We start from the raw sequence: 22,351 nt of genomic DNA on the forward strand, positions 1-22,351 counted from the left end.
GACTGGCACACCGCCATCGCGGGCAAGCCCGGCTCCCACAGTGTTTTGCAGTGTTTGATGAATCGTATTTCAATCCATCAGTTAAGCACCGCAGCCCCAACCTTCCGGCCCTTGCGCCGACGCGACACCATCAGCCCCGCCGCAACTACCAGCAAGCTCAGGATCCCGGTGGCAATGATCTCCACCTGATGCGCTTCCTGGAACAACATGATCGTCAGCACGCCCACGATGAACACGATCACCGCATACGTCAGGCCCGGGAACAGCCACATCTTGAAGGCAATCTTCTCGCCCGCTTCCGTGCGTTTCTGGCGCATGCGCAGTTGCGACACGGCGATCACCAGGTACACCAGCAGCGCGATGGCGCCGGAGCTGGCCAGCAGGAATTCAAACACCGCCGCCGGTGCCACGTAGTTGGCGAATACCGCCAGGAACGCCGCGCCGGTAGACAGCAACACCGCCCAGTAAGGCGTGCCGCTCTTGTTGGTGATCTTGGACACCGCCGGTGCATCACCGCGACGGCCCAGGGAGAACATCATGCGCGAAGCGGTGTACAGCGCCGAGTTCAGGCAACTGGTCACGGCCACCAGCACCACCAGGTCAACGATCAGCTTGGCATTCGGGATGCCCATGCGTTCCAGCACGGTCTGGTAGGAACCGACCGCTGCCAGCGCAGGATCATTCCACGGCACCAGGGCCACGACGATGAAGATCGACACCAGGTAGAACAAGCCGATCCGCCAGATCACCGAGTTGGTGGCCTTGGAAATCTGCTGGCCCGGGTTCTTCGATTCAGCGGCCGCGATGGTCACGATCTCGGTGCCCATGAACGAGAACATGGTGGTCAGGATCGCCGCCAATACCGCGCCCATGCCGTTGGGCAGGAAGCCCTGGGTGTCGAACAGGTGCGAAACGCCGCTGACCTGACTGCCCGGCAGGAAGCCGAAGATCGCCAGGATGCCGAGGATCACAAACCCGATGATCGCCACCACTTTGATCAGCGCAAACCAGAACTCGAACTCGCCGTAGTTCTTCACACTGAACAGGTTGGTCGCGGTCAGCAGCAAGGTAATGATCAGGGTGAAGGCCCAGATCGCCACGCCGGGGAACCAGGCGTGCAGGATGGTCGCGGCAGCGTTGGCTTCCAGCGGAATCACCAGCACCCAGAACCACCAGTACAACCAGCCGATGGTGAAACCGGCCCAGTGCCCGATCGCACGGTCGGCATAAGTAGAGAACGAACCCGTGTCCGGCGATGCCACGGCCATCTCGGCCAGCATGCGCATCACCAACACCACCAGCGTACCGGCGGCGGCATAAGCCAGCAGCACGGCCGGGCCCGCCGCAGCAATCGCGTGGCCGGAGCCCACAAACAACCCGGCACCGATAACGCCGGCAATCGACAGCATGGTGACGTGACGCGGTTTGAGCCCCTGTTCGAGGTCATTGGAGCTTTGCGTACTACTCATTGACACACCTTTGCGAGGAATTGCGAATACGGTCCACCCGGTCTGGCGTCTTTCTCGTGAAAAGAAACCAACGGGGCGTTCTTTATTTTTTACGCAAGATTTGCGCCAAAATGTTACAGAGCCACGATTGACGCGGGCTGTAGGGAAACTCAATAGCTCTCGTAAGTCACTGACACTAATGGCATTCCGCTATAGCGTTACTGTGCGACTCACTTGAAAGACGAATCAGTGCACCAAAAACACACACAATTTGTGCGTGACGCCCCATAAAAGGGCTGATAAGGACCGTTCGCCGGTTTAACCCTTCCAACACCCGGACAAAGCTGGCACCATCGCGCCCTTTTTTACGCGAAACCTGTAGGAATACTGGTTCAAACGGCTGTTCGGTTGTTGATGGCGCGACACACTGCTGTGCCGATGCGACACCCTGCCGCAGACCGTCTGTTTACCGCCTGCAGGGCTGTTGGCTGTCATCCGGACGCTATGCTAGCTTGGCGCCTCGCCAGGAAGGCGGGCCAACAGCAGGAGCGCAATGAACACAATGAGGACCGCACATGGCTGAGGCCACGCCCGCGCTTGAAATCCGCAACTTGCATAAACGCTATGGTGAGCTGGAGGTGCTTAAAGGTATCTCGCTGACCGCCCGCGACGGCGATGTGATCTCGATCCTGGGTTCCTCCGGTTCCGGCAAGTCCACGTTCCTGCGCTGCATCAACCTGCTGGAAAACCCGCACCAGGGGCAAATCCTGGTGGCTGGTGAAGAGCTCAAGCTCAAGGCTGCGAAAAACGGCGAACTGGTGGCCGCCGACGGCAAACAGATCAACCGCCTGCGCAGCGAAATCGGTTTTGTGTTTCAAAACTTTAACCTGTGGCCGCACATGAGCGTCCTCGACAACATCATCGAGGCCCCGCGCCGCGTGCTCGGCCAGAGCAAGGCCGAAGCCACTGAAATCGCCGAAGCCTTGCTGGCCAAGGTTGGCATCAGTGACAAGCGTCATGCCTACCCCGCGCAACTGTCCGGCGGCCAGCAACAACGCGCCGCGATCGCACGCACCCTGGCCATGCAGCCCAAAGTCATCCTGTTCGACGAGCCCACATCGGCCCTTGACCCGGAAATGGTTCAGGAAGTACTTAATGTGATCCGCGCCCTGGCCGAAGAAGGCCGCACCATGCTGCTGGTCACCCATGAAATGGGCTTTGCCCGCCAGGTGTCCAGTGAAGTGGTGTTCCTGCACCAGGGCCTGGTCGAAGAGCAAGGATCGCCACAGCAGGTATTTGAAAACCCGCTTTCGGCGCGCTGCAAACAATTCATGTCCAGCAACCGCTAACGGAGCAACATGCATGCAGAACTATAAAAAATTCCTCTTGGCCGCCGCTGTTTCGATGGCGTTCAGCGCCACGGCGATGGCTGAAACCTTGAAAATGGGGATCGAAGCGGCCTACCCGCCGTTCAACAATAAAGATGCCAGCGGCAACGTCGTCGGCTTCGACAAGGACATCGGCGACGCCCTGTGCGCCAAGATGAAAGTCGAGAAGTGCGAAGTGTATGTCTCCGACTGGGACGGCATCATCCCGGCCCTGAATGCCAAGAAGTTCGACTTCCTGGTCTCCTCGCTGTCCATCACCGATGAACGCAAGCAGGCCGTCGACTTCACCGACCCGTACTACTCCAACAAGCTGCAGTTCATCGCGCCCAAAGCCAACAAAGACTTCAAGACCGACGCGGACTACCTGAAGGGCAAGATCATCGGTGCACAGCGCGCAACGCTGGCCGGTACCTACCTGGAAGACAAGCTGCCGGACACCACCGCCAAGCTCTACGACACCCAGGAAAACGCCTACCTCGACCTGACTTCCGGCCGCCTGGACGGGATGCTCGCCGACAAGTACGTGCAGTACGAGTGGCTGAAAAGCAAAGACGGCTCCGCCTACGAATTCAAGGGCGACCCGGTGGTCGAGAGCGACAAGATCGGTATCGCCGTACGCAAAGGCGACCCGCTGCGCGAGCGCTTGAACAAAGCCCTGGCTGAAATCAAGGCCGACGGCACCTACAAGAAGATCAACGACAAGTACTTCCCTTTCAGTATCGAGTGATCCTGAATGGCCTGCCCGGCGTGCTCGCTTGAGTGCGCCGGTCCTGAGCTTTGCCTTGCGAAACGACTAAACCATGAATTTCGACCTCTACGGATTCGGCCCGGCGCTCGCCGCCGGCGCGCTGATGACCGTCAAGCTGGCGCTCACCGCCCTGTGCCTCGGGCTGGTGCTCGGGCTGGCCGGCGCCCTGGCCAAGACTTCCCCGTACAAGCCGCTGCAATGGCTTGGCGGCAGCTACTCCACCCTGGTTCGCGGCATCCCGGAACTGCTGTGGGTCCTGCTGATCTACTTCGGCACGGTCAACCTGATGCGCTCCCTCGGGGAGTTTTTCGGCAACCCCGACCTTTCCCTCAGCGCTTTCGCCGCCGGGGTGATCGCCCTGGGCCTGTGCTTTGGCGCCTACGCCACGGAAGTCTTCCGCGGCGCGATCCTGGCCATTCCCAAGGGCCACCGTGAAGCCGGTGTCGCACTGGGCTTGTCGAAGGTCCGGATCTTCACCCGCTTGATCATGCCGCAGATGTGGCGCATCGCGCTGCCGGGCCTGGGCAACCTGTTCATGATTCTGATGAAGGACACCGCGCTGGTCTCGGTGATCGGCCTGGAAGAAATCATGCGCCACGCGCAGATCGGCGTGACCGTCACCAAGCAGCCCTTCACCTTCTTTATGGTCGCGGCCTTCATGTACCTGGGCCTCACTGTCCTGGCGATGACCGGCATGCACTTCCTGGAAAAACGTGCCGCGCGCGGCTTTGCGAGGAGCACGCAATGAGTGGCGACTACAGCTGGCTGTCGCATTTCGACCTGGGCCTGAACTGGGCCGTGATCATCAAATGGCTGCCGAAACTGGCCCAGGGCGCAACCCTGACCCTGGAGCTGGTGGCCATCGCCGTGATCGCCGGCCTGCTGCTGGCAATCCCGCTGGGCATCGCCCGCTCGTCACGCCTGTGGTACGTGCGCACCCTGCCCTACTGCTACATTTTCTTCTTCCGCGGCACGCCGCTGCTGGTGCAGCTGTTCCTGGTGTACTACGGCCTGGCACAGTTCGACGCCGTGCGTGAAAGCTTCATGTGGCCGTACCTGCGGGACCCGTTCTGGTGCGCCACCGCCACCATGACCCTGCACACCGCCGCCTATATAGCCGAGATCCTGCGTGGCGCGATCCAGGCCATCCCGCCGGGTGAAATCGAAGCCGCGCGGGCGCTGGGCATGTCCAGGCCCAAGGCGCTGTTCTACATCATCCTGCCGCGTGCCGCGCGCATCGGCCTGCCGGCCTACAGCAACGAAGTGATCCTGATGCTCAAGGCCAGCGCCCTGGCCAGTACCGTGACCCTGCTGGAACTGACCGGCATGGCCCGCACGATCATTGCCCGCACCTACCTGCCGGTGGAGATCTTCTTCGCTGCCGGCTTGTTCTACCTGCTGATGTCCTACGTCCTGGTGCGCTTCTTCAAGCTGCTGGAGCGCTGGTTGCGGGTCGATGCCTGCCAGGGCCGCTGACGCCTTGTTGACGGGTGAGCAACTGCTCGCCCGCTTCCAGGCGCTGGATACGTTCCTCACCGAACATCAAGGGCTGTGGCGACCACGGCCCTTTACTCACCTGCAATTGCCGTGGGAAACCCAGCATCCCGAACTGGCCCATTGGCTGCGCCAGCGCTCGCTGGCCGAAGCGGAAAGCAGCCATAACCAGCCTCACCACCTGCCGGCGCCTGCGCCTTTCCCTGAGCTGGCCATGCAGTCGCTGAATCTCAGTGCTGTGGATAACTTACCGTCCCGCCCGCTACCGGCCGCCCGTCATCGCCTGAACGTCGATGTACCCGGCCGCAAATGGCAGCAGATCGAAGCCTTCGGCGCCGCGCTGCAATTTCGCCAAACCCCCGAACACTGGCTCGACTGGTGTGCCGGCAAGGGCCACCTCGGCCGCCGCCTGTTGCAACCCGAGCAGCAACTGACCTGCCTGGAATACGACCCGGCCCTCATCGCCTCAGGGCAAGCCCTCAGCGAACACCATCAATTGCCCGTCACCCATCGCCTGCAAGACGTGATGGCCGACGTACAGATCAGCCGCGACCAAACCCCGGTGGCACTGCACGCCTGCGGCGACCTGCATGTGCGCCTGCTCCGACTGGCCAGCGCCGCCGGCTGCCAGCAGTTGGCCGTGGCGCCCTGCTGCTACAACCGCATCCGCGCCGAGCAGTACCAGCCGCTGTCGATTGCCGCCCAGGCGTCGTCACTGCATTTATCGGTGGAAGACCTCGGCCTGCCGCTGAGCGAAACCGTTACCGCAGGCGCGCGGGTGCGTCAGCAGCGCGATACGTCGATGGCCAGGCGCCTGGGTTTTGATGTTCTGCAGCGGCAACTGCGCGGGAGCGATGCTTACCTGCCCACTCCGTCCCTGCCCGCGAGTTGGCTGGCCAAGCCGTTCGCCGACTACTGCCGCGAACTGGCGGCCCTCAAGGGATTATCCACAGGGGAACAGGATTGGTCGGCACTGGAGGCCCAAGGCTGGCAGCGCTTGGCACAGGTGCGAAACCTGGAATTAGTGCGTGGTCTGTTTCGGCGCCCGCTGGAAATGTGGCTGGTACTGGACCGGGCATTGTTTCTCGAAGAAAACGGTTACAGGGTTCAAGTCGGCAGCTTCTGCGAAACACCGCTCACCCCGCGCAACCTGATGCTGCTCGCCGAGCGCAATTAAAGGGCATTTTGTCGCAGCGTGCCCTGTGGATAACTCTGTTGATGGAATTCTGGCAGAGGCCCTGCCGGCAAGCTTCGCGGCGCAAAATGCTGACTGGTCATTTTTTGTTCACAAAATAAAACGCACGCAAAACAGGCAGTTGCAGCGTGATGAGAACCGCTCCGCAAAATTGCGGTTTGATGACAGGTCGAACCAACCGATTGTGCATAAGCACCTGAGGTTAGCGGCATAACCCGGGCTTTTCAGCGGGCAACCAGCAGGCGACAAAGCGCATTGATATCGTCACAGGCCATGCTTGCGGCTTGGTTATCCAGCGGATCGCTGCCAAAAGCCAGGGCCTCGCTGATCGCCGGATCCCGATGCACCATCTCCAACAGGCTGTCACCCAGGCGCTTCCTGAACACCTCGACCATGTCCAGGCTAAAGCCCGAGGTCTCGTCGAGTTGGTTGATCACGAAATGGCAACGCAGCGCCGGCCGATTATCAAGGTGTGGCGCCAGCAACTGCTCCATCTGCTCCAGGGTGCCAAGGGAAGCCGCATCCGCCTGGGCGATGACCAGCACCACATCGGCCACGTTCAGTGCCTGATGCAGGTAGACGTTATTACCCGCCGGGGTGTCGATGATCACCGTGTCCTGCTCACCCAAGCCCAGGGCCGACAAATGTTGCGCCAGCCAATGCGGCTCCTGTTTCAGCCAGCGCTGGAGGTCTTCCTGCTGACGGATATCGGTTTCGCCAAACGTGATCACCTGGCAACCGGCAAAGCCTGAATGAAGGATCTGGCTCCAGCGCTCGTTATGCAGGCTGGTGCGCCCGATGCCGGGCAAGGTGTGGCCCAGGCCGAAGTGGTGATAGAGCGCGTTTTGCGGGTCCAGGTCCAGCGCCACCACTGGCTGCCCCAGGCGCTGCAAACCGCTGCTCAGCGCGGTGGCCAGGGTGCTGCGGCCGACGCCGCCATTGACCGAAACCAGCGCTACCACCTTCGCCCGGATGTTCGCGGCTTCGCGGGACTGCTCGTTGGCACAAGGGGAATGTCGGGAGAACGACGCGCCACTGCCCATATTGAGGCTGGCACTGTCGTCGACCGGCATGTCTTCGAAGAACTGCAGCATCGAATCCATCCCTTGAACATCACTGGCAGTCGTCTTATCGAACAACGAAAAAAGATCATCGGTACGGCTCATCGCCAACACTCCCTCACGACGCATCTTAAAGACGTGAAAGGTCAGCTGTACTGATGCTTACCGCAGGTCTTTTTGTGGGCGCCTTTGTGTACGCATTCTGTGACAAAGGAATGAAAGTGTCATTATTTTGGTGTTTATGAAGAAATCTTTAAGACGAGCGGTAAATGGTCAATTTACTGACTAATCTTTATCGGGTCGTAAGGTGTTTGCAAATCCCGCTCCGGGATCTCCCAGATCAGCAGCTTGGGCGGCGTCTGCTTGAACGCCGGGCTGTCGAAATAAGCCTTGGCGGCGCCTGAAAATTCGCCGCCGTCCTTGCTGAAGTTACCCACCGGAGCGTTCAGGGCTTTTTGCAGGAAACCCACGAAATTCGAATTGCGCGAAAACGAGGTACCGATCAGTGCCACGTTCGGCAGGCCGGCGTCACCAAACAAATCGTCAGGGTTACTCGACGCCGCCGGGCCGTTCTCATGCGCGGTGCTGGCCGCAACCTGCTCGCCCACCGGCTGTAACTTCGGCGGCAACCAGTCGAGACCGGCCAGGCGCACCAGGTCACCCGGACGCGGTGCGAGCGGTGCCTGGGTAATGTCGAAGGCTTGCTCCGGCGTGGCCTGGATACCGCGCTGCTGGATGCGCAGGGCCACGGCGCGGGCGCCGGCATTCGAGCCGATTTCGCTCCAGTGCGTGTCGGTACGCAGGTAGGCATCCGGGCCGAGGGGTTTCAGGGTGTCGGTCAAATCCAGCACTTCAACGCCCGCCGCTTGCAACAGCGTGCTCCATTGCTGAATCCGGCCATCCAGCACGGCCGGACGATACAAGCCGCAACGCTGGGCAGCGGCGATGCGGGTTTTATCCGGCACCACCATCACTTGCAGATCAATACCGCGCTGGCCTAGCTGCTTTTTCAGGTCGATCACCGCGTCGGCCTTGGTGCGCGCATTGTCTTCGGCGTGGCGGTTGAGCTTCAGTTCATCGCTGATAAACAGCCAGCCCGGGCACCCCTGGCGCACCCGCGGCCCAGTGTCGCCGAACGCCAGCCAACTGGCGCCGCGCTCCAGGTTTGCCGCTTCGATGGCCATCGGTGCCTTGGACAGCTCCTTGGCAAACCGATGGGTCACTTCACCGTGCAGCAGCATGTCGCTGTCGACCTTGGGCGGCAGGAAACTCACCGGGCCCTTGACCATCAGCCAGACGCAAGACAACAGCCCCGCCGCCAGGAAAGGCACCAACACCCAGCCCGCCAGGGGGCTGGTGCGGACGGCCAGTTCACTCGGTGGGGTCGGCGCGGTAGGGGCGGGCATCGTCAGGCTTCCTTAGAACTGAAAGTACAGAAACGGCACGGCATCGCGGCTGGCAATCAGCGCGAACGACAACACAAACCCGGCCACCGGCCACAGGGATGCGGCCACCACAAACCAGGGCTGCGTACCAAAACGCTGCTCGCAGCGGGTCTGCCAGATCGGCGCGATGATGCACACCAAACCGAGCAACGCGGCCATGCCATGGGCCGGGCGCATGGCCACGGCCAACGCATCACCCAAGGCCATGCCATGCATGCCGAATTGGCCGGCGTACATGGTCAGTGCCGAATGGAAGTCCGGTGCGCGGAACAGCGTCCAGGCCAGGCACACAAACAGCAGCGTCAAGATGTGCGACAGCACCGGCGGAATGCTCGGCAGGCTCGAGCGCGACCACGCCCGGTCAATGCACAACGCGATACCGTGGGCCGAACCCCACAACAGGTAGTTCCAACTGTCGCCGCCATGCCACAACCCGGCAATCGCCATGGTCAGGAACAGGTTGCGGTAGGTACGCCATACGCCATCGCGGTTACCGCCGAGGGCGATGTAGAGGTAGTCCCGCAGCCAGCTGGACAACGACAAATGCCAGCGCCGCCAGAAGTCCTGGATGCTGCTGGCGAGGTACGGCCGGTTGAAGTTTTCCGGGAAGTGGAAGCCCAGCATCAAGCCCAGGCCGATGGCCATGGCACTGTAGCCGGCGAAGTCGAAAAACAGTTGCAACGAGTACGCCAGGCAGCCGATCCAGGCATCCACCAAGCTCGGGTTTTCCAGGTGGAAGGCGATGTCCACCAGCGGCGACAAGGTGTCGGCCACCAGCACTTTCATGCCCATGCCGATCATGAAACGCCGAGCGCCAAGGCTGAAATTCGGCCAGTTGAAATAACGCTGGTTCAGCTCGCGCCGCACCCAGTCATAACGAATGATCGGGCCCGCAATCGAATGGCCGAACATCGAGATATAGGTCGCGTAATTGATGAAGCTGCGCTCCACCGGCACGGTGTGCCGATGCACATCCACCAGGTACGAAATCGCCTGCAGCACAATGAACGACAACCCGGCCGGCAACGCCACGCGCTGCCAATCCAGCGGCATCGCGCCGTACCAGGTGATTACCTCACTCACGGTGCCCGCGACGATGTTGGCGTACTTGTACCAACACAGCACCGCGGTGTTGAACACGATCAACGCGATCAACAGCCGCACCCGGCCCTTGCCGTCTTCACGGGAACGGTCCACCAGCAAACCGCCGACCCACGCCACCACGGTCAACACCATGTGCAGGAACAGGAACAGCGGGCTCAACCAGCCGTAGAACAGCCAGCTGCCGATCAACAGGATGACGTTGCGCCAGCCCGGACGGGCCAGCGCATAAATCAACAGGAAGGCCGGCAGGAACAGCGTGAGGAATTCCAGTGAGGCAAAGACCATGGTGGTGTCGGGCCCGATCAGTTAGCGAGCGTGTCGGAGGTAAACAGCAACCTCGAACCGGCGGCCGATGGCAGTGCGAGCACGCTGTAGCGTTCGCCGGCCTTGAGGGTGAAGGTCAGCGGCTGGCCCACCGGCGCGTTGGCGCACTTGAGCTGCACCGACAGTTCCACCGGGTTGATCATGCGGCGCGAAATCGCGCCTTCGGCGACCTTCTTGAACAGTTCGGCTTTTTGCGCCACGGCTTCCAGGCTCGCGTCGACGCAGGCGGCGTCGGCGTTGATAAAGGCCAGCGAGGCCTTCAGTGCGTTGAAGTCATCCGGCTGTTCGTGGATCACCAACTGGCGCGTGCCGCCCTTGGCGTCCGGCACGGCCACTACGGTGGCGAACTCGCCCGGCGCGACGGTCACGGCCAGCTCGGAATCCTTGCCGCCCTGGCTCAACACACCCTTGATCGGGGTCTTGCCGCCCGACACCGGCAGGTAGTCAGACACCAGTTTGTCGCCACCCAACACCAGACTGGCCTTGGAGCCCTGGGGCAGCAATTTCAGCTCGCCGTCGGTGCCGTTGGCCAGGCGCAGGAAGGCCGAATCCTTCTCCGGGCCGGTGGGGTAAAGCGGGATGTCGGCGCTGTAGGCGCTGACGCTGGCGAGCAAGGTCGCCAGGCCCAGGGTGATCCGTTTCATTATTGCGCTCCTTTGCCCACGGCGGCCGGTGGCAACTTCGCCAGGGAGTCGCCGATCGCCTTGGCCCACTTCTGGTAGCCGTCGATGGTGAAGTGCTGGCCGTCGGTGGTGATCCACTGGCCCGGCTTGGAGAAGGTCAGCGAGTCAACGTAGGTGCACGGCGCCACGTTGGTGGCGAGGAACTGCGACATCACCTTGGTGCGCGCATCATCCTTCTTGTACTGCGAACCGACCTTGCCCCACGCCGGCCCGACCCACACGCACTTGGTGCCGGTTTCGGTGATGGCCTTGGTCAGGGAAGTCACGCTTTTCCAGGCCCAGACTTTCGGGAACTGCGGCTCCGGGTACGAGGCCATGGTGTCGGCGATGATGATCACCACCAGGTCCGGCTTGTCCTTGGCGATCAGGTCTTTGATCGGGGTGGTGCTCATGGCGTTCTTGCCGAAAATCTCGGCCTTGCCAACCGGCAGGCGCTCGGCACCGCACTCGACTTTCTTCGGCACGATCCAGTCGGCTGCACCGGCGCCGCACGCGCCGATGGAGTGAACCTTGGCGCCCTGGGCGGTGAGGTTGTCCTGCAGCGGGTTGAGCAGTGAATCAGGAAAGCTCATGTGACTTTCGCCCAATACCAGCAGGGTCAGGCCGGCAATAGCAGAAGCGGAAACAGGCATGGATGACTCCTATCAAATCAATTCGAATAAGGGGAACGGTACGGACTGACCGGCAAGGGCATAGGCCCGCTCAGGTCTTCAAACAAGTAGCGCAGGTAGGCGTTACCGACGTACTGGCGATAGTCCTGGGCGTTGTCGAGACCGACTTCGCCACCCAGGTAAAAGCGCGAGCTGAGGCGGTATTCGGCGGCGGCATTGAAGCTGTAGCCGATGCCGGTCTTGCTGTCCTTGGCGTATTTCGGATCGCCCCGGTCACTCTGGAGCTGGTCATGCCCCGGGAAATAATCGACCGCATCTTGCTCGATATGCTGGATGCCCACCGAACTTTTTATCTGGTAGCTGAACCGATCAAAACTCTGCGCCCAGCGCACCGGCACACCCAGGGAGAAGAAGCGCTGCGGGCTGAAGTAACCGCCCTGGCCGTAGGTGTAGTAACCCTGGTTTTCCTTGAAGCCCATGACCGAACCGCTGATGCCGAGGGTCAGGGTGTCGGTCGGGGTATTGCGCAGGTACCAGTAGATGCCGCTGCCCAGCTCCAGGCGGGTGTTGTCTTCGACGTTGTTGCCCAACAGCTCGTGCAACGAGGCGTAGCCATACACACCGAGCTTCTGGTTGTCGTAGCTCAGGTCGCCACGCCCGCCGTTGGCGGTCACGCCGCCCCATTTCTCGCCGGTACGCTTGTCTTCGGAACCGGCAAAGGAGGTCACACTGTCGGTGACCGGGCGCCGCGAAACATTGACCCCGTAACGGAAGTTGGAGCCCTGGGAGAACGGCCGCGAGACGCTGGCGCCACCGACGATGGTGTCGTACAGAAAGCCCAGCGGGCTCACACCGATGTCGGCCTTGAGGCCTTCATCCGGGTTCTCCACGGCAACGGCCAGACCGACGCCTGTGTCGCTCTGGGAGCCCGCCGGGTTGGCCGTGCCACCGCCAAAGCGTGTGGCAGAGTCGCTCTTCACGCTGCCGGAACTCACATGCACCGGCGTCACGCGCAGCGCAACGTTCAGATCCCCCACCGGCATCCGCGCTTCAAACGGCGCCTCGACGTCAGTGATTTTGCTCAAGCCGCTTTCGCCATTGTTGCTGCGAACGCTCAAGCCCTGCACCAGGTAACCGGTGCGATCCCGCAGGATCGTATCCAGCGCACGACGTGCCGGGCTGAGGTTGGCGGTGTCGAGTGCAGCAATGCTCGACGGTGGCTCGAACGGCTCGTTCCAGTTGTTCGACGCTGGACGCGCGGAGGCTGCCAGGGCATTGTCCGGCACGACATTGGTCGGTGCATCAATCGGCGGCGGCACGGCGCCGGCGACGGTCAGGTCGGTGACCTGGCGACGCTGGCCCGGCAAGCCGACGAAGGGGTTGTAAGGCACGCCCTGGGAGCCGGCCTGAGCCAATTGCGTCTGGCTCTTCTGGCTGTTCTCAATCGCCAACGCCTTGCGCAGCAGCGCAGCGGCTTCGTTGTTTTTGCCCAGCCCCTGATAGATGCGCGCAGCCGAGGTGAGGATCTCGGGGTTGCCCGGTTCCAGGGACAGCGCCTTTTCACTGGCGCTTTCCGCCAGGCCACGATCACGGCCTTGCAGCGCGATATCCGCCAGGCCCAGTTGCAGGCGAGCGTTGTTCGGGTTCTGCTGAATCAGCGGCGCATAAAGCTCCATGGCCTTTTTGCTATTGCCGCTGGCCGCGTACATCCGCGCCAGGGCACCTACCGCCATAGCGTCGTTGGGACGCTGGGCAAGCGCCGGCGACAGCATGTCGTAGGCCGCGACCAGGTCGTTTTTCTCACGCAGGGCATCAGCCTGCTTGACCCGGTACAGGTAGATCAAATCGTCGTAACGCTGGCGACCGGTTTCACTCAGCGGCTTGCCCTGCACTTCACGCAGGATGTCGCCCGCCTCGGTGTAGTGGTTGGCCTTGAGCAGGACATTGGCGTACAGCAGTTTCTGGTCGACGGTCGGGTTCGGATTGTTATCCAGAACCTTCTGCATGATATCCAGGCCCTGCTGCGTCGCGCCGACTTCCACATAAGCGGCCGCCAGCACCGCCAGGCGCTCAGGCTTCTGCCGGGTCATGGCTTCACTGCGGCCCAGCAGCGCGAGGGCTTCCGGGCGTTGGCCACGGCGGGCGGTCTCGATGGCGATGTCGGTCTGCTTGTGCAGCGCGATATCGATACCCAGCTCGTTCATGTCAGCGGTACGTTGCCCCGCAGGGATACGCGCCAGGGTCTCTTCAGCCTTTTTCCACTCACCCAGCTCCGCCGACAGCAGCGTGCTGGTGTACAGCGCGTCCGGCTGGTTCGGCTGCTTGGCCAGCAAGCCGTCGATCAAGGCACGGGCGTTGCGAATCTGGCCGTCGCGCAGGTAAATGCGCGCCAGGGCGAAGCGTGTCCACGGGTTTTCCGGGTCGGCATCAAGGGCTTGTTTGTAGGCGGCTTGCGCGGCTTTCAAATCGCCCCGCTGCTCGGCCAGCTTGCCGACCTGGGTAGCGCGCAATGCGGTGATTTTCACACTCGGCGCGAACTTCGCGCGCTCGGCGGGCGACACCGAGTCGATCAGCTTCAAGGCTTCTTCCGGCTGCCCGGATTGGGACAGCACGTTGATCAAGCCGCTCAGCGCGTCCGGGTCGCCAGGATGACGGGCGAGCACTTTGCGGTAGCCGGCTTCGGCGGTGTCGAACTGATTGTCCTGGGCCTGGAAACCCGCCAGTGCCACGGCAGCGCCGGGCTGGCCAGGGTTCAAGCGTTCGGCCTGGGCCACCAGGTCGCGGGCCTGGCTGCCGCGCCCGCCACGCTGGGCGTCACGGGCCTGGTTGAGCAGGTTCCAGTAGCGCACATCATTGAGCGCCGACTGCCATGCCGCGCCCCCCGGCAAACGGGTGGCTTGTACGAGGTAGCTTTCAGCCTCGCTGAAGCGCTGCTGCTGTTGACGCAGCACGCCCATGCCGCCGAGGGCATCGACGTCATTGGGTTTTTCGTTGAGGCGCGCCGCCAATAGCGGCTCGGCGGTTTTCAGGTCGCCGTCATCCAGCGCCTTGAACGCCTTGGTCATCTGCGGATCACGCTGCCAACCGGCGCCGGTCTTGCCTTGGGCAATGCCCTTGTTCATCAGCGCACGGATTTCGCTGTCGTCCGGATGCGCAGCCAAAAACTGCTGGAACAACGGCACCTGGTCGCTCTTCGGCGGGCCGAGCCAGATCAGCGCAAAGCGCCAGGTTTCATCGGCGTTGCCGCCCACGTCGTTGTTCGGTGCCAGCTTGGCCAGGGCGCGGATGCCGTCGGCGCGGGTGGCCGGGTTACGCGCCAGATGCTTGGCCAGGAACAGCGCCACAATCGGGTCGTTCGGCCGCTCGCGGGACAAACGCTGCAAGCCGGCGATGGCCTCGTTCGTGCCCTTGGGCGTGAAGCCCAGGGTGTTGTAATACTCGCGGGCAAGCAGGCCCTGAGGCTGGCGCCCCTGGAAGATCTGGCGATACAACGCCACCGCTTGTTCGCGCTCTTCTTCAGGCTCACCGAGTTCACGGGCCTGTTCCAGCAACTTCGCGTTGGCCGGGATGTTGACGGTGATGTCCTGCTCCAGCAGCAAGGCCTGGCGCGGTACCGGGCTCAACGCCTGCAGGCGGGCCAGGTACTTTTGCGCTTCGGCCGGACGCTGTTGTTGCACCTGGATCAAGCCGATGCCGTACAGCGCATCCGGCTGTTCGGGGCTCAGGCGCAGCAGTTTCTGCCAGGTCTCGAGGGCGCGTTCCGGGTTCTTTTTCGACTGCCAGTAATAGCCCTGCTCGATCAGCAGGCTTTGCGGGTCAGTGGTTTCGGCAAAGCTGGCGCTGGAAGCCAGGGCCGCCAGAATCGCAATGGCTAGCGTGTGACGGCGCATGCAGACTCCCAGGATAATTTCACCGTGCCGTCTTGTTCGAAACGGTACTTTTGATCAGCGAAGCCCTGGCCGAACAGGCTGAGCATGTAGTCGTAGTAAATCGGCTGGGCGCTGTCCGGGGCCGAAGGCGCGAGCGCCTTGGCAAGGGCGTCGTCGACTTTCTGCTTTTGCAATTGCGCCAGGGCGGTTTCGCCCCGGGCCTGGAAGAAGGCCATGGTGGAGGCCGAGAACCCCGTCGGCGTGTAGCCGTTGTTTTTCTCGACTTCACCGGTCAGCACGTGGACTTTCTCCGGCGGCAAACCGCTGACCGACGCAGCAGTGGCACGGGAAATCCCGCCCAAGGCCTTGAGCATCGGTGCGGCCAGCGGGTCGCTCTTGGCGGTCATGCCGGCCCAGAGGTAAGTGCGGATCGCGTCGTAGCTGCCCAGGTCATCGGAAAACGGGTCGACGATAAACAGCCCGGTGTTCGCGCTGGTGGCGCGATAACCGACCCAGTTGGCCGCCAGGCCATGGGGATTGCTCGGCAGGTCGGCGAGCATCTTCGCGTTGCTCTCGGCCACTTCGTTCCAGCCGGCGTTCGGGCGCTCTTTTGCAAAGCGGCGCAGTTGCGGCAGTACTTGATAGCTGGGGTTGAAGCGCCACAGGCCTCCCGCGTGTGCATAGCCTACCGGCCCCGGCAACAGCATCTTGCCCAGGCCCGGTACGCGCACGATCAGGTTGCGTTCAACGTTGGCCAACACCAGTTGCGCGTCGCTGCGGTACTGCGGTGCGTTCCACACGCGCGCGGCTTCGAGCAACGCATAGGCCATCCACAAATCGGCGTCGCTGGCGGAGTTGCTGTCGATCGCGCCCCACTTGCCATCGTCACGCTTGCCCCACAGCCAGGCCGGCAGGTTCTGGCCGATGTCGGCGCCCGCCATGTTGGACTTGGTCCAGGTCCAGAGCTTGTCGAAGGTCGCCCGGTCGTTGCCCACCAGGGCAAAGAACATCGCGTACGACTGCCCTTCCGAGCTGCTTTCCGTCGGCTTCATGGACGAGTTCAACACCCGGCCATCGTCCTGGATAAAGCGCTTGGCATAGTTCTGCCACAGCGGCCAATCGCAGGTCTGTGCCTGGGCGGCACCGGCAAGCAATGTGCTGCCAATCACCGCCAGGATCGCGCTACGCAAAGGGTTCATGCCAACCGCCGTTTTGCACGGGCACGCAGTGCCAGGTAGATCAGGCAGGTCAGCACCAGCAGCCCCAGGAAGGTAATCGCCAGCATCCAGCCCAGGTTCTGGGACAGCTGCCATTGCATGAATTTGAAGTAGTTCAGGTCGCCGACGTAGTACTGCTGGTCCGCGACCAACGAGCTGATCTGCGTGCCCTGCACCACCGCCAGGCTGCCCTGGATCGAGTCTTTGTAGTCGTCACCGCCAATCAGCGCCGAGGTCGCTTCAAGCAGGCCCTGAGGCTGGTTGCTGGCGATCAGCACCACGCTGCGCCCGGCCTTGAGCGGCGATTGGAAGCCGGCGAACCAGGTGCTGTTGCTCAGGCCGCTGAAGGTGATGCCGGCATTGGCCGTATGCTGGTTGGCCGCGGCGTCCGGGCTGATCCAGCTGCGCACATAACGTGGCAGGTCAGACAACAGGAAGTGGTGCTGCAGGCCGTCACTGGTGGCCGGCAGGTATTGCTGCCATTGCTGCAGCAGCGGCTGGTTGCCGCCGGTGGCGAGCACCAGCAGGTCTTTGTCGGCAACGCTTTGCACGTCTTTGGCCTGCACCACTTTGACGGCGGTGGCCGGGTAGCCGGTGGACTCGCCGAAGCGGCCCATCACAGTCAGGTAGGCGCTCAATTCATCGGTGCCGACGTTGTCCGGCATCACCACCGCCGACTCCGAAAGGTCAGCCAGGCGGGTGAACGGGAAGCCGGAATCGTTGAACACGCCCAGGTTCGGCATGGCGATAAAGTGCTGGTAGCTGCTCAGGTCCAGGCTCGAGTCCGGGTCAATCGCACCGCGCATGTTATCGACGATGATGTCCCGGCATTCGCCTTCCTTGATGTAGTCGTACATGAAGCGCAGTTGCAGCTTGGACTTGGGCGAAGCCGAGCTGATCGGCAACAGGGTCGTCACTTCACGGGGCAGGGTTTCGTCTTTCTTCAGCTGGTCCAGCAGGCTCTGCCCACCGCCCAGGTTGCTCACCGACGGCAACGCGACAGACTTCATGAACTGGTCGTTCAGGCCGATCAGCAAGGAGGAGTTGGTGGACACCTGCTGCGGCGTGTAGCGGTATTTGACGTTGAGCGGCACGCCCTCTTCACGCCAGTTGAACAGGTCGGGCGGCAGGCGCAGGTCGACGCTGATCGGGCCCGGGTTGTAGCCGGAGACGTTGAGTTTTTTCAGTTCTACCAGCTCGCCAAGGCGTACCGGACGGTTGCTGGGCAGCCAGTTCGGCGCGTCGTAAGGGCTGCGCGGGGCCAGGGTGTCGAGCCTGGTGATGACCACGCTATTGCCGGTCAACACCGGGTTGCCCAGCACCACGGCGGTGGCGGCACGCTTGAGTTCGGCGCCATCACGGCCGGAGACGATCAGCAGCTTGCCATTTGGGTCGTTGGGGTTGGTGATCAGGGTCAGGGTCGGCCCTTTAGGCTCAGGGACCGCCACACCGTGTACGTCCACGGCCTGGGTACTTTGCACCAGCACGATGGCGTTGCCCTTGGCCGGAATCTCGCCAAGGGTGGTCGGGAACGTCGCACCCCGGTAGCTGGCCAAGCCGCCTACCCACGACGACAGCGCACCGGCAGCTTCCAGCGCGGCATTGTCTGGCGCGCTGGCAAACACGAATGGCAGGCTGACCTGGCGCGCATCACGCTTGTCGAAGAACGGCAGCGGCAACACCGACAGGTCGTCTTTCAAGACGATCGGCTGCACCTGCACTTTCAGCTCACTGCTGTTGCTGATCTTGGCCCACAGGCTGCTGTGCAGCGGGTCTTCACAGGACATGGTGTAGTGGCCGATGAACTGCAGGCTCAAGCGGTTGAATTCGGTGATCAGGTGCGCCGGAATCTGCACCAGTTTTTCCTGCTGGATGCCTGCGCCCTCTTTGGGCAGCGGCAGGCTGGCGGCGACTTCGTCGTTGACCAGCACGTTGATCTGCGACAGGTCCGCCAGCAGCGCCGGCGAGTAGCTGTACTTGAGCAACAGTTGCGCGCCCTTCACCACTTCATCGGCACGGATGTCGAAGTTGACGCTGTCGGACGCTTCCACGCCTTGCAGGTTCATGGTGTCGCGACGGCCCAGTTGCTTGAGGGTCAGGCTGTAGCCGTCGTCAGTGCTCTGCACCGCAACAGCGGGTGCAGCGGCCTGTGCCTGCGAGCCCAGGCCCAGCAGCGAAGCGATCATCAGCGCGAGCACGCCGCGCGACTGCGGGCGGGCAAATAGTGTGGAAGTCATGGCTTGTCCATCAGCGTATCGAGCGGTTGTGAGGGAGTGCGGCGCAGGGCCAGACGCAATTCATGCAGCGTGGCGCGACCCAGGGTAAACAGGCCGCCGATGCCGATGGCACCGACTTCACGCAGGGCTGACAACGGTGTATCGGGCTGGCCGGCGCCCCAACTCGCGGCCCAGGTGTCGGCGCGGGAAAACGTCAGGCGTACCAGTTCGCTTTGTTGGCGCAGGGACAGTGCATCGAATTGCGCGCCAATCTGCGCGCCCTTGCTGAACACCACCCGCGCCTGGAACAGGCTGTCTTGTCCGTTGCGCGACAGCACCAACTGCAACTGTTCGCCCCGGGCAATCTGGTGCCCGTCGGCGAGGATCAGGCCGAAGCCGTTCTGCGAGAAATCCTGGGTCGTGCCTTTGAGCACACGACCGTCGGCGCAGATCACACTGACCGGCAATTTCGCGCTGACCCGCGGCTCGGAGCGCACTTGCCGCGCTTCGGAAGCCACTGCCACTGCCGCGCTGGTGATGATCAGGTTGTAGAGGGTCCAGGTCAGGTTGATCGCCACGGTGACCGCGGTGGACTCGTCGCCCCAGATCAATTGATACAGACCGAAGCACAGCCCGACCAGGTTCACCGCCAGCAGTACCAGGTACGGCCGGGCGAGTTTCCAGTCGAAGAATTGCTTGTCGATGATCCCGCCCTTGTCGGTGACGTTGAAGCCGCCCGCCTTGGGGTTGACCAATGCAACCAATACCGGCGGCAGGATGTACCAGGCCAGTACGGTCTCGTAGACCTCGTTCCAGAACGAGTGGCGGAAGCGCCCCTGGATCCGCGAGTTGGTCAGGCTCGAATGCACGAGGTGGGGCAACACATAGGCGACAATCATCAGCGCCGAGGCGTGGAAAATCTGCGCGCCGAAAATCAGGTAGGCCAGCGGCGCGGTGAGGAACACCAGCCGCGGCAAGCCATAGAAGAAGTGCAGCATGGCGTTGGCGTAGCAGATGCGCTGGCCCCACTTCAGGCCTTTGCCCAGCAGCGGATTGTCGGTGCGGAAAATCTGCGCCATGCCCCGCGCCCAACGGATGCGCTGGTTGATGTGGCGTGACAGGCTTTCGGTGGCCAGGCCCGCGGCTTGCGGGATCGCCAGGTAAGCGGTGTTGTAGCCCAGGCGGTTGAGCTTGAGCGCGGTGTGGGCGTCTTCGGTGACGGTCTCGACGGCCACGCCGCCGATTTCCAGCAAGGGCTTGCGGCGGATCACCGCACACGAGCCGCAGAAGAACGTCGCGTTCCACAGGTCGTTGCCGTCCTGCACCAGGCCGTAGAACAACTCGCCCTCGTTGGGCACGGCGCGGAAGGTGTCGAGGTTCTTTTCAAACGGGTCGGGTGAAAAGAAGAAGTGCGGCGTTTGCAGCATCGCCAGCTTGGGGTCCTTGAGGAACCAGCCGAGGCTGACTTGCAGGAAGGAACGGGTCGGCACGTGGTCGGCGTCGAACAGCGCGATGTACTCGCCGTCGGTGACCTTCAACGCTTCATTGAGGTTGCCGGCCTTGGCGTGGAAATTGTTGTCGCGACGGATGTAGTTCACGCCGATCTTGCGGCAGAAATCGCGGAAGTCGTCGCGACGGCCATCGTCGAGCACGTGGACGCGCAACTTGTCCTTGGGCCAGTCCATCGCCTGGGCGGCGAAGATGGTCAGTTTGACGATGCTCAACGCCTCGTTGTAGGTCGGGATGAACACGTCGACCGTGGGCCACTCCGACGGTTCGGTCTTGAGCCACACCGGCTCGCGGCGCAGCGGCCAGGCGGTTTGCACGTAGCCGAAGATCAGCACCACCAGCGCGTACAGCTCGGCGAGCACCAGGCCGTAGCCGAACAGCATGTCGAGCCAGGTTTCAAAACCCAGGGTGGAAGTCAGCCGCCAGTACATGTAGCGCAGCGACGCCACCAGCGACAACACCACCAGCGCGAGGATCGCCATGCGCCCGGGAATCTTGCGCAGCAGCAGCACCGCAAGGAAGCACACGGCGGCAAACAGGCATTGGCTGTAGAGGTCCAGCGGGGCGCTGACAATGCTTACCAACAGCAAGGTGCCGACCACACAACTGATCACCACCAGCACTTTGCGCAGCGTATCGGGCCAGCGATTGAAGCGCGAAATGGCGGCGTCCAGCCGCTGCTCGGCGCGCCCCGGAGTGTGGGGCGTAGAGGACGTAGTGTCGGTCATGGAAGGTCCGAATCGATGCGTTCGAGCAACGTGCGGCACAGGGCATGAATGTCCTGGCAGCCGAGACTGTTGACGGTAGGGTCGAGGGGGTCGCGGCCGCAGGCCTGGGCTTCGCTGAACACCGGGTCACGGTGGACCGTGCCGAGCAGTGCATCGCCGAGGCGGGCCTTGAACACTTCGGCCATGTCCAGGCTGAAGCGGTGGGCGCCGTCGAGTTGGTTGATCACGTAGTAACGCAGTGGCGGTTTTTCGCGCTCAAGGTACGGCGCCAGCACGCTGTCCATCTGGGCCAGGGTGCTGAATGAGGAAACATCCGCCTGCACCGCCACCAACACCACGTCTGCCAGGGCCATGGCCTGGTGCAGGTACACCGTGTTGCCGGCGGGCACGTCGATCACCACCGTGTCCTGGCCATTCAACTGCAAGCCGGCCAGGTGCCGGGGCAGCCATTGGGCGTCTTCGCCGAGCCAGCGATTGAGGTTTTTTTGCTGGTCGTTGTTGGTCTCACCGAAGGCCACGAGGCGGCAACCGGCAAAGCCGCGCTCGGCCAGGCCTTCCCAAGACTCATTGCTCAAGCTCGTCGCGCCGATGCCGGGCAAATTCAGGCCCAGGCACAAGTGATGACGCAGGGCGTTTTGCGGGTCCAGGTCCAGCGCCACGGCCGGGTGGCCTTGACGCTGCAAACCGCTGGCAATGGCCGCGGTCAGCGTGCTGCGACCGACACCGCCCTTGAGCGAGACCACCACGATCACCTTGGGTGAGGATTGATCCGAGTACACCTCACCGGTCGGCCCTTCGACCACTTCGGGAGGTTGCAGGTGATCGGCTTCGCCCTGGGTCAGCTCTTCGAGCAAGCGCAGCAATGGCGCCGACGGCGGCTCATCCAGCGCGACGGTGCAAGCGGTTTGGGCCGGGATGGGCACGGCGTCGAAACGCTCGACCACCACGTCATCCTCAAGATAATCATGGACGGCGTACATCTCCCGGTAGCCATTTGGATTGGCGCCCAGCTTATTGAATAGTTTTGAAATATCGTCTGCGCGACTCACCCACGGCCCTCCCCGGTTATTACGCTTTAAAGGCGTTAAAAAGGTCAGCCCGTTGGGCTGACCTTGGTTTTTCTAGTTATGTGTTGGCTGGCGGCATTCTGTGATATCAGATTGATGGTGTCAGTATTTTGATGCTTTGGGATTAATTATTTCCGACGAGCGGCTTAGTGCCGTATTTTTGACTTATTTGGCGAATTTTTATCAATTTCTTTCAGATCAGAAGCTTGCGGAGGCTTCTAACAATTTTTCTGGCCGCCTGGTC

General features: G+C 62.3%; 16 protein-coding genes. 5 read left to right on the forward strand and 11 right to left on the reverse strand.

The annotated features are described in order from the left end of the window. Positions 1-77 precede the first annotated feature (77 nt). Positions 78-1,469 carry a GABA permease gene (gene gabP / locus ACW9I6_RS07725; protein WP_003218057.1) on the reverse strand — a complete coding sequence of 464 codons (1,392 nt, stop codon included), beginning with the start codon at positions 1,467-1,469 and terminating at the stop codon, positions 78-80. Between the two features lie 554 nt (positions 1,470-2,023). Between gabP and ACW9I6_RS07730 the strand changes: the two genes are divergently transcribed. From ACW9I6_RS07730 to ACW9I6_RS07750, 5 genes are all read left to right on the forward strand, one after another. Then, positions 2,024-2,797, forward strand: coding sequence for an ABC transporter ATP-binding protein (locus tag ACW9I6_RS07730; RefSeq protein WP_003218059.1), 774 nt, complete (start codon positions 2,024-2,026; stop codon positions 2,795-2,797). Positions 2,798-2,810: 13 nt separating this feature from the next. Further along, positions 2,811-3,563: an ABC transporter substrate-binding protein gene (locus ACW9I6_RS07735; protein ID WP_003218061.1), complete on the forward strand. Its 753-nt coding sequence runs from the start codon at positions 2,811-2,813 to the stop codon at positions 3,561-3,563. Between the two features lie 73 nt (positions 3,564-3,636). Continuing rightward, a complete protein-coding gene (locus ACW9I6_RS07740; RefSeq protein WP_003218063.1) occupies positions 3,637-4,332 on the forward strand; it encodes an ABC transporter permease in 696 nt (231 codons plus the stop codon). A gap of 38 nt (positions 4,333-4,370) precedes the next feature. Next, positions 4,371-5,060, forward strand: coding sequence for an ABC transporter permease (locus ACW9I6_RS07745; RefSeq protein WP_032899447.1), 690 nt, complete (start codon positions 4,371-4,373; stop codon positions 5,058-5,060). Further along, positions 5,041-6,255 (forward strand): methyltransferase, encoded by a 1,215-nt coding sequence (locus ACW9I6_RS07750; RefSeq protein ID WP_457339127.1) that lies wholly within the window; start codon positions 5,041-5,043, stop codon positions 6,253-6,255. The genes ACW9I6_RS07745 and ACW9I6_RS07750 overlap by 20 nt, the downstream gene beginning before the upstream one ends. A gap of 242 nt (positions 6,256-6,497) precedes the next feature. Here ACW9I6_RS07750 and bcsQ (ACW9I6_RS07755) read toward each other — a convergent pair whose 3' ends face one another. The 10 genes from bcsQ (ACW9I6_RS07755) to bcsQ (ACW9I6_RS07800) all read right to left on the reverse strand — a co-directional run bounded on the left by bcsQ (ACW9I6_RS07755) (position 6,498) and on the right by bcsQ (ACW9I6_RS07800) (position 22,020). After that, complete coding sequence (bcsQ, locus tag ACW9I6_RS07755; RefSeq protein ID WP_457339128.1) at positions 6,498-7,439, reverse strand: cellulose biosynthesis protein BcsQ; 942 nt, start codon at positions 7,437-7,439, stop codon at positions 6,498-6,500. A gap of 173 nt (positions 7,440-7,612) precedes the next feature. After that, positions 7,613-8,740: an alginate O-acetyltransferase AlgX-related protein gene (locus ACW9I6_RS07760; protein ID WP_008435708.1), complete on the reverse strand. Its 1,128-nt coding sequence runs from the start codon at positions 8,738-8,740 to the stop codon at positions 7,613-7,615. 12 nt (positions 8,741-8,752) lie between these two features. Next, positions 8,753-10,168 carry an MBOAT family O-acyltransferase gene (locus tag ACW9I6_RS07765; RefSeq protein WP_003218070.1) on the reverse strand — a complete coding sequence of 472 codons (1,416 nt, stop codon included), beginning with the start codon at positions 10,166-10,168 and terminating at the stop codon, positions 8,753-8,755. 17 nt (positions 10,169-10,185) lie between these two features. Beyond that, the gene (locus ACW9I6_RS07770) at positions 10,186-10,851 is read right to left on the reverse strand and encodes an alginate O-acetyltransferase AlgF (RefSeq protein ID WP_102367914.1); all 666 of its coding nucleotides are present in this window, start codon (positions 10,849-10,851) and stop codon (positions 10,186-10,188) included. Then, the gene (locus ACW9I6_RS07775; protein ID WP_003218072.1) at positions 10,851-11,522 is read right to left on the reverse strand and encodes an SGNH/GDSL hydrolase family protein; all 672 of its coding nucleotides are present in this window, start codon (positions 11,520-11,522) and stop codon (positions 10,851-10,853) included. Before ACW9I6_RS07775 ends, ACW9I6_RS07770 begins: the two co-directional genes overlap by 1 nt. 17 nt (positions 11,523-11,539) lie before the next feature. Beyond that, positions 11,540-15,391 carry a cellulose biosynthesis protein BcsC gene (locus tag ACW9I6_RS07780; protein WP_177021910.1) on the reverse strand — a complete coding sequence of 1,284 codons (3,852 nt, stop codon included), beginning with the start codon at positions 15,389-15,391 and terminating at the stop codon, positions 11,540-11,542. Continuing rightward, entirely contained in the window at positions 15,373-16,569 is a 1,197-nt protein-coding gene (gene bcsZ, locus ACW9I6_RS07785; protein ID WP_177009278.1) for a cellulose synthase complex periplasmic endoglucanase BcsZ, read from the reverse strand. Before bcsZ ends, ACW9I6_RS07780 begins: the two co-directional genes overlap by 19 nt. After that, on the reverse strand, positions 16,566-18,824 hold the full coding sequence (gene bcsB / locus ACW9I6_RS07790; protein WP_008435714.1) for a cellulose biosynthesis cyclic di-GMP-binding regulatory protein BcsB: 2,259 nt from the start codon (positions 18,822-18,824) through the stop codon (positions 16,566-16,568). Before bcsB ends, bcsZ begins: the two co-directional genes overlap by 4 nt. Continuing rightward, positions 18,821-21,040: a UDP-forming cellulose synthase catalytic subunit gene (gene bcsA, locus ACW9I6_RS07795; protein ID WP_003218076.1), complete on the reverse strand. Its 2,220-nt coding sequence runs from the start codon at positions 21,038-21,040 to the stop codon at positions 18,821-18,823. The genes bcsB and bcsA overlap by 4 nt, the downstream gene beginning before the upstream one ends. Continuing rightward, complete coding sequence (gene bcsQ, locus ACW9I6_RS07800) at positions 21,037-22,020, reverse strand: cellulose biosynthesis protein BcsQ (RefSeq protein WP_301048785.1); 984 nt, start codon at positions 22,018-22,020, stop codon at positions 21,037-21,039. The genes bcsA and bcsQ (ACW9I6_RS07800) overlap by 4 nt, the downstream gene beginning before the upstream one ends. Positions 22,021-22,351 lie beyond the last annotated feature (331 nt).

It is taken from the genome of Pseudomonas sp. SDO5522_S412, from assembly GCF_054071215.1.